At 50.9% G+C, this 14,285-nt stretch carries 18 protein-coding genes and 1 other annotated feature (1 of these 19 running past the window's edge); of the genes, 5 read left to right on the top strand and 13 right to left on the bottom strand.

Features of this window, described 5'->3' with window-relative positions:
* Window position 1: 1 nt before the first annotated feature.
* From cmk to MYS68_RS08360, 9 genes are all read right to left on the bottom strand, one after another.
* The gene (gene cmk, locus MYS68_RS08400) at window positions 2–685 is read right to left on the bottom strand and encodes a (d)CMP kinase (protein ID WP_248925401.1); all 684 of its coding nucleotides are present in this window, start codon (window positions 683–685) and stop codon (window positions 2–4) included.
* A gap of 91 nt (window positions 686–776) precedes the next feature.
* Window positions 777–974: a hypothetical protein gene (locus MYS68_RS08395; protein ID WP_248925400.1), complete on the bottom strand. Its 198-nt coding sequence runs from the start codon at window positions 972–974 to the stop codon at window positions 777–779.
* Between the two features lie 66 nt (window positions 975–1,040).
* On the bottom strand, window positions 1,041–1,694 hold the full coding sequence (locus MYS68_RS08390) for a flagellar brake protein (protein WP_248925399.1): 654 nt from the start codon (window positions 1,692–1,694) through the stop codon (window positions 1,041–1,043).
* Between the two features lie 386 nt (window positions 1,695–2,080).
* Window positions 2,081–3,436, bottom strand: coding sequence for a germination protein YpeB (gene ypeB, locus MYS68_RS08385; RefSeq protein WP_248925398.1), 1,356 nt, complete (start codon window positions 3,434–3,436; stop codon window positions 2,081–2,083).
* Window positions 3,437–3,549: 113 nt separating this feature from the next.
* On the bottom strand, window positions 3,550–3,714 hold the full coding sequence (locus tag MYS68_RS08380) for a hypothetical protein (protein ID WP_248925397.1): 165 nt from the start codon (window positions 3,712–3,714) through the stop codon (window positions 3,550–3,552).
* A gap of 66 nt (window positions 3,715–3,780) precedes the next feature.
* Window positions 3,781–4,473: a glutamic-type intramembrane protease PrsW gene (prsW, locus tag MYS68_RS08375; RefSeq protein WP_248925396.1), complete on the bottom strand. Its 693-nt coding sequence runs from the start codon at window positions 4,471–4,473 to the stop codon at window positions 3,781–3,783.
* Window positions 4,474–4,495: 22 nt separating this feature from the next.
* Window positions 4,496–5,740 (bottom strand): Glu/Leu/Phe/Val family dehydrogenase, encoded by a 1,245-nt coding sequence (locus MYS68_RS08370; protein WP_248925395.1) that lies wholly within the window; start codon window positions 5,738–5,740, stop codon window positions 4,496–4,498.
* 27 nt (window positions 5,741–5,767) lie between these two features.
* Complete coding sequence (locus tag MYS68_RS08365) at window positions 5,768–7,270, bottom strand: DnaB-like helicase C-terminal domain-containing protein (protein WP_248925394.1); 1,503 nt, start codon at window positions 7,268–7,270, stop codon at window positions 5,768–5,770.
* An 88-nt stretch (window positions 7,271–7,358) separates the two neighbouring features.
* Window positions 7,359–7,961: a genetic competence negative regulator gene (locus MYS68_RS08360; RefSeq protein WP_248925393.1), complete on the bottom strand. Its 603-nt coding sequence runs from the start codon at window positions 7,959–7,961 to the stop codon at window positions 7,359–7,361.
* A gap of 235 nt (window positions 7,962–8,196) precedes the next feature.
* Here MYS68_RS08360 and MYS68_RS08355 point away from each other — a divergent pair, with 235 nt between their 5' ends.
* From MYS68_RS08355 to MYS68_RS08345, 3 genes are read left to right on the top strand one after another with little or no spacing between them, the layout of a single operon-like run.
* On the top strand, window positions 8,197–8,808 hold the full coding sequence (locus tag MYS68_RS08355) for a TetR/AcrR family transcriptional regulator (RefSeq protein WP_248925392.1): 612 nt from the start codon (window positions 8,197–8,199) through the stop codon (window positions 8,806–8,808).
* Window positions 8,805–9,269, top strand: coding sequence for a DUF2269 family protein (locus MYS68_RS08350; protein ID WP_338043555.1), 465 nt, complete (start codon window positions 8,805–8,807; stop codon window positions 9,267–9,269). The genes MYS68_RS08355 and MYS68_RS08350 overlap by 4 nt, the downstream gene beginning before the upstream one ends.
* Window positions 9,270–9,286: 17 nt before the next feature.
* Window positions 9,287–9,727 carry a DoxX family protein gene (locus MYS68_RS08345; RefSeq protein ID WP_248925391.1) on the top strand — a complete coding sequence of 147 codons (441 nt, stop codon included), beginning with the start codon at window positions 9,287–9,289 and terminating at the stop codon, window positions 9,725–9,727.
* 90 nt (window positions 9,728–9,817) lie between these two features.
* Here MYS68_RS08345 and MYS68_RS08340 read toward each other — a convergent pair whose 3' ends face one another.
* Entirely contained in the window at window positions 9,818–10,174 is a 357-nt protein-coding gene (locus tag MYS68_RS08340) for a hypothetical protein (protein WP_248925390.1), read from the bottom strand.
* A gap of 121 nt (window positions 10,175–10,295) precedes the next feature.
* Between MYS68_RS08340 and MYS68_RS08335 the strand changes: the two genes are divergently transcribed.
* Window positions 10,296–11,183 (top strand): polysaccharide deacetylase family protein, encoded by an 888-nt coding sequence (locus MYS68_RS08335; protein ID WP_248925389.1) that lies wholly within the window; start codon window positions 10,296–10,298, stop codon window positions 11,181–11,183.
* 338 nt (window positions 11,184–11,521) lie between these two features.
* Here the strand turns inward: MYS68_RS08335 and MYS68_RS08330 are convergent, their stop codons facing one another.
* Together MYS68_RS08330 and MYS68_RS08325 are read right to left on the bottom strand one after the other, a co-directional pair.
* On the bottom strand, window positions 11,522–11,722 hold the full coding sequence (locus MYS68_RS08330; protein WP_248925388.1) for a hypothetical protein: 201 nt from the start codon (window positions 11,720–11,722) through the stop codon (window positions 11,522–11,524).
* The gene (locus tag MYS68_RS08325; protein ID WP_248925387.1) at window positions 11,722–12,318 is read right to left on the bottom strand and encodes a CPBP family intramembrane glutamic endopeptidase; all 597 of its coding nucleotides are present in this window, start codon (window positions 12,316–12,318) and stop codon (window positions 11,722–11,724) included. The genes MYS68_RS08330 and MYS68_RS08325 overlap by 1 nt, the downstream gene beginning before the upstream one ends.
* A 101-nt stretch (window positions 12,319–12,419) precedes the next feature.
* On the opposite strand from MYS68_RS08325, the gene MYS68_RS08320 reads away from it, so the two are divergent.
* Window positions 12,420–13,337 (top strand): hypothetical protein, encoded by a 918-nt coding sequence (locus MYS68_RS08320; protein ID WP_248925386.1) that lies wholly within the window; start codon window positions 12,420–12,422, stop codon window positions 13,335–13,337.
* Between the two features lie 118 nt (window positions 13,338–13,455).
* Here the strand turns inward: MYS68_RS08320 and MYS68_RS08315 are convergent, their stop codons facing one another.
* Window positions 13,456–13,806 (bottom strand): rhodanese-like domain-containing protein, encoded by a 351-nt coding sequence (locus MYS68_RS08315; RefSeq protein ID WP_248925385.1) that lies wholly within the window; start codon window positions 13,804–13,806, stop codon window positions 13,456–13,458.
* 225 nt (window positions 13,807–14,031) lie between these two features.
* Window positions 14,032–14,285, top strand: a binding site (T-box leader); it runs 3 nt beyond the window's last position.

Genomic DNA, 14,285 nt, shown 5'->3' with positions numbered 1-14,285 from the left:
TTCATTTCCCCCCGCCTGCATGCTCCCGGCATAAGGACAAGATACTTTCCACCACTTCCGGTATCGTCATTTCCGTCGTGTCGAGCAGCACAGCTCCTTCCGCTCTGACGAGAGGCGATGTCTCTCTTTCCTGATCCATTTTGTCGCGGGCGGCTATATCCCGCTCCAACTGTTCCAAGGAAATGCCGGTCCGTCCGGCATCCTTCAGTTCTTTGAACCTTCGCTCCGCTCTGATGCTCACGCTGGCCGTCAAAAATACTTTAACCTCGGCATCGGGAAGCACGGTGCTGCCGATGTCCCGGCCGTCCATGACAACGCCTTTCGAGGCGGCCATTTCTTTCTGCTTCGCCACAAGCACTTTGCGGATGCCCGCAACCTGAGCCACCTGCGAAACGTTCCCCGTCACTTCAGCCGAGCGAATGTCCGAAGTAACATCTTTCCCGTCGATGAAAACAAGCTGTCCTTGCTCCCCCGGCAGCAGCCGAATTTCAGACTGCTTCGCCAGCTCGATCATTTCCTGTTCATCGTCCAAACGGATGCCCGACTGAATGATTTTCCAGGTGACAGCTCTATACATGGCCCCCGTATCGACGTAAATGAATCCCAAGTTATCTGCGACAAGACGGGCAATTGTACTTTTGCCGGCGCCTGCCGGGCCATCTATAGCAATGTTGAACTTTTTCAAACCGCGGGCCTCCTGACTTCATAAAACGAACGTAGAAAATTATACCATACCTGCTTGGGCTATGCAAAAAGCTTCCGTTTCCCCGGCGCCTTCACCGGCGGTACGGAGTGCCCTCAAGCTGCTCGACTTTGACCAGAAACAGGCGCACCGCCTGAATTTGCAGCAGCAGCTGGGAAGCGATCAGCAGCGCCGTCAAACCTATAATAAACCGAATGAACGCTTTCTCCACTTTGCCGGAGAAAAGCTTAAACAATCGGTCATATCGTCTTTGCCGTTTGCCGTCCGACACACAAACCACCCATTCTTTTCAGAATAGGTGGATAGTATTTCCTATTTCAGCAAAATTATGATATCTTCATTTTTTGCGAAAATCGAGCTGGCGTTCGAAGCAAAAGCGGATGATCTTTTGCCGGTCACGGTCGGATATTTCCTGAAACCTCATCATCACCTGCTGTCTGCCGGTTTCCAGCGGTTTGATGCGAACGATTTCGCCCTTAAACGGCACATGCTCGATCTGATTGTTTTTGAAGTTCACGAGCAGCCAGCAGGAAACGGATTGCTGGCTCTGCAGCGGAACGTATCCGTCGCATATAAACGAGATGCCGCCGCCGCCCACATCGTCCGTCAGCGCAACAAATTGCAGCTGGTCCGAATATTTGACGGCAATTTCAAGCTCGGCCGGAACGCGCAGAAAATTGCGGCGCTGCACCTTCGTAATGGTTTCGGGATCCGGCCGTTTGATCATGACCAGACGGACGATGTCCTCTTTAAAGCCGAGTACCGTGCTGGTGAAGTAATTTTTCACACCACCGTCGGTAATGAAATAAACGGACAGTTCGTCACCCGAATATAACCGTTTCAGCCGGCCTGTTTTTTCATGAATCGGAATTTCCATGCTGATGGACGTATCCGTTACGTCGGCAATTCTCGATTTATATTCTTGTTTAGCCTCTTCCTCGTCGATGGAATTGACTTGTATGTATAAGATTTGACCTATCTTTGGACCCAACTGCACTCGCACCTCCTGATCGCCGGGAAAAGCCTCGGGCTTTTCCGCTGCCTACATTTGCTATTATAACACGGTTCGTCAAGAGGGGGCCGCTTACACCATATCCTCCCCTCTCTTGATTTCCCCTTTTAATCTGAGGAGTCACCCCCTCAATCCCCCTTTTAGGGGGACTCCAGGCGCCCCAAGCGCCCTGGACCCGCCCGGTTTGCGCGGCTGCTCGCTTCTAATTCGCGTCTGTCCGGCATGGATTTTTTGCTTTCAGGCAAAAAATTTTATGCCGGACACGCTGCACGATCCGCTACTGAGTGATGATTTAACCGACAATTCTTACCCCTCTTATCCACTATCCGACCACAAAAAAAGCGACCCAATATGGGCCGCTTCGGTTATGCAGAAGGCGGGGTTTCTTGCTGGTACAGGTTTTCGATTCGCTCCTGAAGTCCGGTATTCGCGTTGACGTAGATACGGTAGTTGCCGCCGTTTACTTTGCCGATGAACTGGTAGCAAAGCACCTCCTGATCCAGCTCGTTGCGAATTAATGCGAGTGCTTCGCTCGATACCTGGAAATTCGGATTGAGCACCTTGCGGGCTTCCGCCGAAGTGATCGAGGGCTTGCCGATTTGCCGGCCGTCCTTGCGGTCGAGCACGTAGTCGGTCGCCTGCAGTCCCGTCACTTCGCCGTTATCCAGTGCAACCTGGACGCTCAGCTTCTCGAGAAGATTCAAAACGTTATCCTTCTTCGTGGCGAACACCATATGAGCGACATTATTATATTCCTGATAGCTGGTGAGCGTCATGTCCTTGTAACCGCGGGTATCGAGAAATTCCGCTGCGGCATCGCGAGCCTGCCGCATATCCAGCTTTTTCTCAGGCACGTTGCGGTCAGCCGAAAACCACAGCAGCTCCCCGCCGTTTTTCGTATAATCCATATGCACGCCGTCGGTTGTGTTGTTTTTCGGAGCGAACACGCTGTATGTCGAATACCCCGTATTTGTTCCATTCTCCACAACGTTAAGGGTGGAAGCATCGGCGTTTAAAAATTGCGAAGCTTTTTGCTTGATCTCCTCCGCACCGACTTCCTTGCCTCCGAGCATGCTGACGTTCCTGTTTTGTTCCGCGTTCAGCGATGTCGGTCCGAAATTCAAATCCGAGTAGGAAGCGACTTTCTTGTCCACCATCATGAACCCGTCGATGATCGTGTTGTCCTGCGGTTCTTTTTGTGTGGCGAGCGCCGTCTCCACGTCCATCCAGCGCAAATTGTTTTTGATGACCTTGTCCTGCGTATCGCGAAGCTGCTTGCTGATTTCTTTCGAATGCTCGTACAGAGCGTTAAGCGTTTTGATCTCATCTTCATTCAGCGGCTGTTTCGTATAATCCCTCACCGCCGCGGTATAAGCGAATTTCGATGTGTTCGCCAGCATCTCCTCCGTCTTGTTAAAAGGCATCAAAGACAGCGGCAGCTGATTGATCTCGTTTTGCGCCTGGCTCGTAATTCGCCAAACGTTGGCCAGCCCTTTGCGGTATGCGTCGGACGATACCGAGTTGACCGCCAGCGTGTTGCCAAGCTCCGTATGAAGCCGGTCCACATAGTAGGACAAGTCGTGGAAAGCCCGCTGATACTGGTTTTCGGCTTTGATCAAAATCGCATTTTTTTCCTGATGCTCCTGGTATCCCCATACCCCCGTCCCGACGAGGGCGATAAGAAGAATCGGAAATAACACCATACTGAGTCGTTTGTACATGAAACGGCAGTCTCCCTTCTTCTGCTTCGCTTTGCCTCTAGTGTTCGCCTCCGGGGTATGGTTTATGCATCCGTAAAAAGCAAAAAGAAGCTCCCGTGAGAGCTTCTTCCGTTTTAAAAATCTTCGGCTTCGATGTCAAAATCATGCTCATTATTGCAGATACACATTTTAAAACCGGTATCGATTTTGCCTTTCTCCCTTTTGCCTTTCAAAATGAAACGTTCACCGCAATGTTTGCAGCGGATCGTCACTTTTACCCGGGAACCTAGAGTGGTCATGCTTTTCCTCCGTTGTTTTCGCAGCTTGCGTTAAGGAACGCTTACCATTCATTATAGGCAACGGATTCAAATTTTAACCTCATCTTCCCGGTGTACCGCGCGAAACGGAGACGTATTGTTGGCGCGGTTTACTTTCCATAAGCTGCGCACCCACAAATAGACCATGAGCGGCACCATCAGCCACGCCCAGTTTGTTTTATAGGCAACCAGAATATAATCGTAAACGCCGTGCCAAAAAATCGGAATGAACAGAGAATAAATCAGATGCTTCTTTTCTATATGCGGGTTGAACTTCGCTTTGCCGAGATGATACCCCATCAGCACGCCGAACATCGCGTGGCCCGAAACCGGCAAAAACGCTCTCAACAGCAGAGCGGAAAAGCTGGAAAAGTTGAAAAACGCATAGATGACGTTTTCCAGCGTTGCGAAGCCAAGCGACACCGCCACCGCGTAGACGATCCCATCATAGGGCTCGTCGAAGGACGCATGTTTATAAATAATGAAATAAACCAAAAACCATTTCAGAAACTCCTCGAGTCCGCTTGAAATGATAAAAGAAAATACGAACGGATCTTCGCCGATCGCGTGAACAAGCGCCCGCTGCAGCACCATCGTCGGAAATACGATAAGCATCCCGAAAATAAACGTCCGTACGACCAGATGAATCGGCTCCGCGTCGTACCGGTCTTTCAAATAAAAATACGACAAAAGAGCGACACCCGGTGCAACGGCTGCCATGAAGATTGAAAAATATTGCATCGTGCGCGCTCCTTTCTTTAAATTATACCCAACCGCGGTATCGCGCGGCTTCGGCCATTTTGCGAACACCTACCATATAGGCCGCGAGGCGCATGTCGACCTTGCGGGTAATATGAACATTATAGACGTTTTCGAACCCTTTTTCCATGACCTCTTTTAGCCTTTGATGGACTTCCTCTTCCGGCCAGTAATACCCTTGATTGTTTTGCACCCATTCAAAATAAGACACGACTACGCCCCCGGCGCTGGCCAGCACGTCCGGAACGATAAGAACGCCGCGTTCCGTCAGGATGCGCGTCGCTTCCAGCGTCGTCGGACCGTTGGCCGCCTCGACAACGATGCCGGCCTTGATGCGCTCTGCGTTTTCCGACGTAATCTGGTTTTCGATCGCCGCAGGAACCAAAATATCGCACTCCTGCTCCAGAAGCTCTTTATTGCTGATCGTGTTCGAAAACAGCTTCGTCACCGTACCGAACGAATCCCGGCGGTCAAGCAAATATTCGACGTCGAGACCGTCCGGATCATATAAAGCGCCGTGCACATCGGAGATGCCGCACACCTTGGCGCCCGCTTCGTGCATGAATTTGGCCAGGTAGCTTCCGGCGTTGCCGAAGCCCTGGATAACTACCTTAGCGTCTTTAATGGAAATGCCCCGCGTTTTAAGCGCCTGATCGATGACGATCGTAACTCCTTTGGCCGTTGCCGTCTCCCGTCCGTGCGAACCGCCGAGCACGATCGGCTTGCCGGTGATGAAGTTCGGCGCGTCGAATTCGCGGATACGGCTGTATTCGTCCATCATCCATGCCATAATTTGCGAGTTGGTCATCACGTCCGGCGCGGGAATATCTTTCGTCGGGCCGACGATTTGGCTGATCGCGCGAACGTATCCCCGGCTCAGCCGCTCCAGCTCGCGGAACGACATTTGCCGCGGGTCGCAGATGATGCCTCCCTTGCCTCCCCCATAAGGAAGATCGACGATGCCGCACTTGAGGCTCATCCAAATCGACAGCGCTTTAACCTCGTCTTCCGTCACGTCCGGATGAAAACGGACGCCGCCTTTCGTAGGTCCGACCGCATCGTTATGCTGCGCGCGGTACCCCGTAAAAATTTTGACGGAATCGTCGTCCATGCGTACGGGAATACGCACGGTCAGAACGCGGATCGGCTCCTTCAGCAGCTCGATCATCGCCTGCGAATAGCCCAATTTGGTAAGCGCCTCTTCAATAATAACCTGGGTCGACCGGAAAACGTTCAAATTTTCAGCCATAGGGAGCCACCTCGGGTAAAAAGGATGTTATTCCGTAAAAAGTGCTTTCGAATCGAAAAATTGCAGCGGGATCGAAACAAGATTGCCGTTTCTATGCTTGACGACCTCCAAAATGACGGGCTTCGCACCGCCATCGGCCGAACCTCCATATTTCAGGAACATGATCACATCCGCCGATGCCTCCACTCCCTCCGGCAGCCGCGTTTGCCCGGGCTCCGTAGGAAGAGCCGCCACTATGGGCAGTTGCCGTTCCCGGCTCCACTGCTTCAGCGCATAAGCGATGGTCGACTGATCTTCATTCCGGGAATGCGGGATTTGCTGCTTCAAAGCCGGAATCCGTTGAAGATGATCGACAAAAATGACAGGCGTTTTCCCGACGTTCGCCGCAATCGTCCCGATCGATGAAATGACCTTGTCGAGCGTCGTATCCAGCGAGCATTCGAGCGTCCACAGCATGCCGCCGATTTGCGAATATGTTTTGTTGGCCTCTGCGATTTGCTCGGGATGGGCTTTTCCGCTCAGCACCATCTGCGGGGCTATGCCGAGAATTCTAGCGATGCTGCGGGCCCAGAGCTCGAAGGAGGTCATATCCCAAGATACGTAAACGACCGGAGTACCTGTACCGGCGATATGGTCCGCCATCTGCTTCATCAGCATGCTTTTTCCTGTGGACGATGCCCCGGCCAGCAAATACAGACCGCCCGTCAGGCCGCCGAACAGCGCCTCGTCCAGCTTGGAGATTCCGGTCGCCGCTCCGGAAACTTGCCCGCGGTACCGCTTCATGTATTCCTCGGTATACACGGTTATATTGCGGACGTCCGGAGAAACCGGCACCCGCAGCGTCTCCTCGATCGTATGGTTCAATATTTGCATAAACATATCCAGCGGGTTTTGCACGCGAACGAAAAAATCGTTAATATCGCGGATCGTTTCCGGCAAATGCACAATGTAGGATTCACTGGCGTACTTTTGCAGTATCGTTTGTATTCTTACACTTTCTCGCCTTCCCAATTCGTCGTTCCCCATACAGATAAAAACCCGCTTTTCCCGCAGCTTCTCCGCATGCTGCTCCTTGAAGGTGGACAGATCCGGAACGGAGACGGCGGGAAGCCGTACTTGAGCCAAACTGAGCACATCAAAAACGCCGTTGCAAAGTACAACGTCTTCGGTTTCGGCGAGTATGAGCTCGTTAAACAAATGGTCCTCCAAGCTGAACAGCGATTTGTATTTCGGCTCGCGGTGATCGATCGTGCGGCCGATCAAATCGACGGTTGTCCCGTTTTCGTCGGTAATCGGGATAATCACCCGGTTTTCGAAATAGTTGCCAAGCTGGCCGGAATCGACGACAAAGCCGATTTTGCCCGGATCGAAGCCGATGCGGTACTGCTCTATGATTTCTTCGCTTATGCCGCGCTTTTGCAAATAGAAAAATGCTTCCTCCCGGAGCTGCTTCTGGTAATGAGCAACCATTTGCTCCAGATCAAACGAGGTTTTTCCCGTATGCACGGATACGCGTTCGTTGTTGGACATAATGCTCCTCCACTTCTGACACGATAAAAAAAGCATCCCACAAAAACCGAATCGTTTTTGAAGATGCTTTTTCAATAAGGTGCGTTATTCAGCCTTTAAAATACGAACAGAGCACTTTGACCGCGTCGTCGGAGATGACCGTCTTCCCGTATTCCTCCAGCACCGCTTGAGTGACGGAAGTCGCTTCGCCATATTCCGACAAAATAGCGATGATTGTCTGGTACCGGTCCTCCTCCATCTCGACAGGTTCGATTTGCAAAATCCACTTGTCTTTATAGGAGTAAAGCGTGCCCCCTTCAATCAACAGAGGATTAAGCACCCGCGAGACGCGCAGCAAATCTTCGAAATCGTGGAAAGCGTACGAAATGAGGTCGCTTTGTTCCAGCGTCACTTCCATTTCGTAGATCTCTTCCGCTTCCTCCATATCATCTATGTGTCGATGCAAGTCCATTTTTCCTCTAGTCACAATGACGACCATCCCTTGGGCATGCATGCCGTATACTTCCACGGCTAGCGGACCTGTCGCATCAAAGCCGAGCTCCGTGTAGGCTTGATCCATCATCTCGCTGAACAATTCGTGCACCTTCGGAATTTCCCGCCACATGTCGTCTTTCTGGATACCGCGCTCAGACAAGTCGTCAAATGTGAGGAAAATCCGAATTTTGTCCTGACTTAAACGCTCAATTTTCACACAGGATCCCTCCCTGCCGACAGGTATAATAACAGCTTATGAAACCGATTGATAAAACGTGAAGAAAAATGGCTTGTATCCATATAATATTATAGCACAGGATGCTCTAGAATGCTTAATTATATTAAAAGTCGCCTTCCGGATCGTAATAAAAATTTTTGGCGACCCATTTACATACCGATGGTCGGTTTGTTATAATCACTTGTAAATAATGGATTTGGTTAGGAGGCTGATTATGAAACGGGAATTGAAACGCGAGCAGACGCTTCAGCTGTTGCTGGGCAGTACGGAACAGTTGGTCCGAGAAAAAGGCTGTGCAAAGACGACGTTAAACGACATTATGGAACGTTCCGGGCTGTCCAAAGGAGCGATCTTCCATTATGTCAAAGGAAAGGACGAATTGTTCGCTCTCGTTCTGAAATCGAAAATCGACGATACGAACCGGAGGTTTTTCGAGGTGGCGAATCAGCCTCAGGCCGGTTTTGAGGGACCGATGAAGGAGATCGCAGGCAGTTTTTCAAAAATGGAAAAATCGGATGAGGTTGCCAATCAAATCTTCCGATATATGCTCGGCAGGAGCGATGAACCCGTGGCTCTCGATATTCTCCGGGAATTTTACGATTACTCCGTGAAGATTTCCAGGCATTGGATCGAAACGGGGCAACAACACGGCGTTATTCCGACCGATATCGACACCGAAAAAACAGCCGAGCTTTTTGTACTGCTTTCCTTCGGTTTGCGCATGCGCAGTGGCATTGCACCGGAGAATTTCGCAATGACTCCCGAGGATTTGATGAAGTACATGGCAAGCACTTTACAACCAAATAAGAAAGAAGGGAATCGATGATGAGCGGATACCTGTTTATTCATTTGCTCGGAGTTGTGCTTTTTGTCGGCAATATCGTGACGGCGGCGTTTTGGAAAGTTCGCGCGGACATCAAGGGAGACTTGAATGCCATTCATCAGGCAGCCCGCAACGTCATGATCGCGGATTGGGTGTTTACACTTCCGGGACTTGTGCTTATTATCGTATCCGGTATTTTGATGGCCGTGGAGCGTGGGTATACAATGAACGGATTTCATTGGATGACTTTATCCCTTTTGCTGTTCGGCCTAACCGGCGTTATTTGGCTGGCCGTGCTCATTCCGCTGCAGCGCGGCATGATCCGCCATAGCGCCGCCTCGCTCCAAGCCGGCAAGCTTTTGTCCGAATATCACAAGGCATCGCTTTATTGGGCCGTTTTCGGCGTATTGGCGACGCTGCTGCCTGTTGTCATCCTTTTTCTGATGATATTTAAAAATGTATGAATCGGGGGTAATAAGAAATGGCTCCTCTAATTGCACTTATCGCATCCTTCCTGCTGTTTCGGGTATTAGGCTGGACGTTCGTCCCATATTTCAATGATTGGGTGGTTGTAATGCGGTTTGCCGTCGCGGTGATGTTTCTGCTCACAGCATCGGCTCATTGGGGCAAACGGCGTCCCGACCTGATTCGGATGGTACCTCCCGCCTTTTCGAATCCGGCTATGTTGGTTACACTAACGGGTTGGCTCGAGATCGCCGGCGCGATCGGTATCGTCATCCCTGCGACCGCCCATCTCGCCTCGATCGGACTCGCCTTGCTGCTCATTGCTTTGAGTCCGGCCAATATTTATGCCGCGCAAAAAGGACTGACGCTGGACGGCAAGCCGGTGACGCCATTGATTCCGCGTATGATTCTGCAAATTGTGTTTTTGGCTGCGGTTATTGCGGCGGGGATCGGCTAATAATAAGCGGAAAGAGTCCAAAATAGGGGAAGAACAAAAAAGCAGCCGAGTCTGTAAGACTCCGGTTGCTTTTTATGGCCGAGGGATTAATTAATGGCTTTGGTATGCGGACTTCTGATTATTATCTTCCAAAATCTCGTCCACCTGCTGCTTGACGCTCTGGTCTTTCTTGACCATATCTTCAACTTTGCTTAATCCGTCTTTGCCGGCTTCGTACGATTTGTTATCAAATGTAGTTGAAGTATAATTCGCTTTTTGCTTCGAATTGTTCGCGCCGCCTGCGTTGCCGCCGATGCCCGCCATCGACATGCCCTTTTCGACGATCTTGCCGATCGAATCGGATGTGCTGCTCATTGTGGACATCATCAGGTTTTTGCGGTTTTGTTGAAAATAAACAACAGCCGCAGCCCCGACGAGACCCCCGAGCAGAAATGCGCCCATTCTCATAAGATGATCCCTCCCAAGCTGTAGTTTGTTACAATCGTATTTTTCGCTACCTCGAAGAGACGCATGCATGATAAAATAAGGAAGCAAACCGCATTTCAACAACTGCAGACGGGAGCTCCATATGAACAGATTAGCCATTTTCACCGCCTTGCTGATGACGCTTGCAGCATGTGCCAAAACCGTACCCGAGCAAACTCGGAATACGTCCGAAAGCGTACATCCTCCAGCCGCTTCCGCACCTTCAACGGTACAAGTGAACGCATCGCCTTCAACCGAACCGCCGAAATCTGCTGCGCCCGATCAAACCACCGCGGCAGCGGAGGTTTCCGGCGCTGTATCCAAACCTCTTGCAGAGACGGAGATCAAAAAGCTGTACCGGATGAATCCGAAAACGTATGACATCGTTCCGATCGACCCGGCCGGCAATAAAAAAGTGGTCCTGCTCACCTTCGACGACGGTCCCAAGGAGAAGGAAATGATTGATTCCATCATCGATACTCTTGATAAGCATAAGGCTAAAGCGATCTTTTTCGTCAACGGCTACCGGGTTAAAAAAAATCCGGACCTGCTGAAGCTCATCCATAACAGAGGACAAATTATCGGCAATCATGCGTGGGATCACGACGATTTGAAGAAAATGAGCAGCGAAAAGGTAGACCAGCAATTGGACGACGTTCAATCGATCGTACGCGAACTTACAGGTGAAACCCCTGTGTTCTTCCGTCCTCCTTTCGGCTCGGGCAGCGATTATGTGCGGGAAAAGGCAAAAAAGGAACATCTGCTGTACATGACCTGGTCCAATGGCTCCAAGGACTGGGAGATGACGGTCAAGAAAAATAATCCTGACGAAGTCGTGCAAAACGTGCTGGACCAGCTTCACTTTGGCAGCAACATTTTGATGCACGAGCTGCCGTGGACGGTTAAAGCTTTGGATACGCTGCTGACAAAGCTGGAGGAGAAAGGATACGGCTTTGTCGATCCGCGGAGCATTGAAGGGGTCACCCCCTAGATCCCCCCATCCGGGGGGACCCCAGGCTCCCGAAGCCGGCTTTGCTCCGCAAAGCCCTCAAGACGCTCGGGCGCCCTGGACCCGCCAGCCGGGAGCTCATGCTCGCTGCTAGTTCGCGTTTGTCGGGAATGGATTTATTGCTGTTTGGCAATAAATCCATTCCCGATACGCTGCACTATCGGCGCGGTGCCGGTGGAGGCGATTCGTGCGTCGGGCCCGCGTTTGCCCGCCACGCTTCGGCTGACGCCGAAATTATGCCTGGCACGCTCTACAGACTACTGACCAGCGGCAGACAGCGAAAACCGTAAAAAAGAGCCCTCAATTCGAAGGGCTCTTTTTCATTGCATATAATGGGTGACGCCCCATGTGAGCAGTCCGGCGACCAAGGCGACAAATAAACCGAGCAGCGACCGGTAAAAGATTTTTACCCATTTTTCCTTCTCGGTCGGATGCACCGCTTTGCGCGGCGGCAAAAAATGCTCGTCCTGCTCCCTCGCGTCTTCCAAATAACCAGGCTCGGGCGAACGTCTGCGGGCCATTATGTCTTCTCCCTCCTGAATCGTAAAATGCAGCCCATCATAAAATCGATCACGAAATGAGCGACGATCGGAGTCCATAGGGTGCCCGTCTGCATATAAATCCATCCCAAGCCGTAGCTGATACAGAACACGAGCCCCGTCATCAGCCAATGCTGCAGGTAGCGGATATGAATGGCCGCAAACAGGATGCTGGTCCAATACGCGCCCCAAGAGTGCTGAATGGCGCCTCTGAATAAAATTTCCTCGCTCAGCGAGACGACCAAAGAAATAACGGCGATATGCCACAACGGACGCCGGGCGAACAGCATTTCGTTCACGCCGCCGTCGTCCAAAATTTCTTCCGGCACATAACGGGAGATGAGCATATCCACGATCAGTACGGCCGCGGCGAAAGCGACTCCCCATAACAGAACGGGAAGCAGCTGCGGGTAATCGAACAAGCCGAGCGGATTGCGTCTTTGAATGAGCATAATAACAAGTCCGACTAGCAAAATAAAGCCCTGCGTCCCATATAAATTGATGAGCAGCATGCGGTCGTCCAGCTCGCTGATGTCAATTTTTTTCAGCTTGAACTGGTCGAAATTGATCTTTTTCATAGAATTCCTCTCCCATTTGAGGCCGTCAAGTATTCCCTTTTCGACATTTTTCACCTATACTAAAAACAAAAAAATAGAAAAGATGAGGAGCATTTCAGAGTATGGAAAAGCGGCTGACTCGCACTGACTATCTGTTTGCCATCATGTTTATCTTTATGCTCGTTGTGGCGCTGGGCGCCTTTTTCTACGGGCTGAAGGTCGGCAAAGAGAAATCGGCTATGAAATACGAGGAACAGATTGCCAAACAAAACGAAGCAACCAAAGAGTTAACCGCCTACCATCAGCAGCACTTGGTCTCATTTTACCACACCATCTACCAACCTTATAAGGAATTTCAGAAAAAGTGGTTCGACCAAATGTATGAAATCGACGCCACAGGCTCGGCCGATGCGTCCGGCATCATGAAAGACCTCGGGAAGCTGGCTTCCGACAAGTATGATGCGTTATCAAAGAAAACGATGCCCGATTCTTCCCCGCTGCTTCAGGAGGGACTGCAAAATTATTTAAAAAGTTTGAAGCTGTTCAGCGAAGCGGCGAAAAACTTCCAGTCCAAGGCAAATTCGATGAAAGGCACCGACCTGCTTGCCGAAATCGAAAAGGACGCGTATTTCACGGAAGCAAAGACCTTCACGCTGAAGGCGCAAAAAAATTATTACGACGCGATGGTCGAATGGAACAAAACGATCGATCCCCAGTTTAAGCCGGCCGATACGGGCAAGCGCATCGGCATCAAGGATTGGAGCCAGCTTAATCTGAATATGAAAAATGATTACATAGCCGCCGTTATGCTGAACGGCAAAACGTTCAAGCCTTATACGCCCCAGGACTTGACGGCCAAAATCGACGACCTCATTGCGAGCGGCCAAGCGAAAAAGATGAATTACGGCGAAGTGCAGCAGGCCGTTGATGTGCTCGTCGCTACCGAAGCGGTTCGCCCCGGCGATTTTATCCGGCAAAAGAACAAGCTGTATGGAAACGAAAATCTGCCCCAAGTTCCATTTTTCTTTAGCCAGGACTAAAGCAGAATCCCTCGGAAGGCATCAGTCGGACGAGGGATTTTTATCTTTTACGGGTGCGTCCCAAAAGTACCAGAGATGAGCGGCAAAGGTTCACTTCACTTTTGGAGGATTGCTCGCGTCAGTCATACTGGAATCCGCGCAGCGATGCTACGGCGGCCATCCCGCCTTCGACATTCACGACCCGATCCACGCCATGCTGCAGCAAATAGTTGCAAACGGCCGCACTCCTCACACCGTGTGCGCAAATGACATATATCGTCTTGTCGTCCGGCAGCTCGGACAATCGCGACGGTATCGAATTCATCGGTATATGCCGGGTATTTTCTAAGTGATAATAATCCCACTCCATCTGCTCTCGAACATCGATGACCAGATCGTCCTCCAGCCCGCCGTTTTCATATTCTCGGACAAACTGTTCGGGGTCGATCGATTGAAATTCGGGCTGCCTCCCGAAACTTGCATCTGACATGAAGGGTTGTCTCCTTTGGATGAAAATTAGCATTCCTTTTATTGAAGAATACTGAAAATTTACAAAGCAATCAAGCTAAACCCGTTGCAAATCGGGAAGGTTTTTTATAGAATATTAAAGGTGAAAGGCGCCGAATCGACAATTTTGTCATTCCCGTGACAATACATGCAGTACCTATTGACACCCCCGAAAGGGTCATGTTACATTAAACACAATTTAGAAACGCAACAAGCAGTGACGGAGACAAGCGTCTGGGACACGAGCAGAGAGCCGATGGTAGGTGCAAATCGGACGTGGATGGACGCCAGGAGCACTCCTGAGCTGCCGTGCTGAACCTGAGCCGGAGATTTCCTTCCCTCAGCATTAGGTGCGGTCGGGCGGAACCCGTTACAGTTCCGGGTCATCAATGACCGATTAAGGTTGCTTGTGTGAGCAAGCAGCGAATTAGGGTGGCACCACGAAGTCAAACTCTCGTCCCT

This window comes from Paenibacillus hamazuiensis, from assembly GCF_023276405.1.
Lineage (GTDB): Bacteria > Bacillota > Bacilli > Paenibacillales > NBRC-103111 > Paenibacillus_AF > Paenibacillus_AF hamazuiensis.
Note: the sequence above shows the minus strand (reverse complement) of the source record. Positions and strands in the feature narration are given on the sequence as shown.

Excerpts from the sequence above, each read along its gene's own strand:
- prsW (WP_248925396.1), bottom strand. The coding sequence starts at position 4,473 with ATGCAATATTTTTCAATCTTCATGGCAGCCGTTGCACCGGGTGTCGCT.
- MYS68_RS08320 (WP_248925386.1), top strand. The coding sequence starts at position 12,420 with ATGGAAAAGCGGCTGACTCGCACTGACTATCTGTTTGCCATCATGTTT.
- MYS68_RS08370 (WP_248925395.1), bottom strand. The coding sequence starts at position 5,740 with ATGGCTGAAAATTTGAACGTTTTCCGGTCGACCCAGGTTATTATTGAA.
- MYS68_RS08355 (WP_248925392.1), top strand. The coding sequence starts at position 8,197 with ATGAAACGGGAATTGAAACGCGAGCAGACGCTTCAGCTGTTGCTGGGC.
- MYS68_RS08325 (WP_248925387.1), bottom strand. The coding sequence starts at position 12,318 with ATGAAAAAGATCAATTTCGACCAGTTCAAGCTGAAAAAAATTGACATC.
- MYS68_RS08345 (WP_248925391.1), top strand. The coding sequence starts at position 9,287 with ATGGCTCCTCTAATTGCACTTATCGCATCCTTCCTGCTGTTTCGGGTA.
- MYS68_RS08340 (WP_248925390.1), bottom strand. The coding sequence starts at position 10,174 with ATGAGAATGGGCGCATTTCTGCTCGGGGGTCTCGTCGGGGCTGCGGCT.
- MYS68_RS08335 (WP_248925389.1), top strand. The coding sequence starts at position 10,296 with ATGAACAGATTAGCCATTTTCACCGCCTTGCTGATGACGCTTGCAGCA.
- MYS68_RS08380 (WP_248925397.1), bottom strand. The coding sequence starts at position 3,714 with ATGACCACTCTAGGTTCCCGGGTAAAAGTGACGATCCGCTGCAAACAT.
- MYS68_RS08350 (WP_338043555.1), top strand. The coding sequence starts at position 8,805 with ATGATGAGCGGATACCTGTTTATTCATTTGCTCGGAGTTGTGCTTTTT.
- MYS68_RS08365 (WP_248925394.1), bottom strand. The coding sequence starts at position 7,270 with ATGTCCAACAACGAACGCGTATCCGTGCATACGGGAAAAACCTCGTTT.
- ypeB (WP_248925398.1), bottom strand. The coding sequence starts at position 3,436 with ATGTACAAACGACTCAGTATGGTGTTATTTCCGATTCTTCTTATCGCC.
- MYS68_RS08330 (WP_248925388.1), bottom strand. The coding sequence starts at position 11,722 with ATGGCCCGCAGACGTTCGCCCGAGCCTGGTTATTTGGAAGACGCGAGG.
- MYS68_RS08315 (WP_248925385.1), bottom strand. The coding sequence starts at position 13,806 with ATGTCAGATGCAAGTTTCGGGAGGCAGCCCGAATTTCAATCGATCGAC.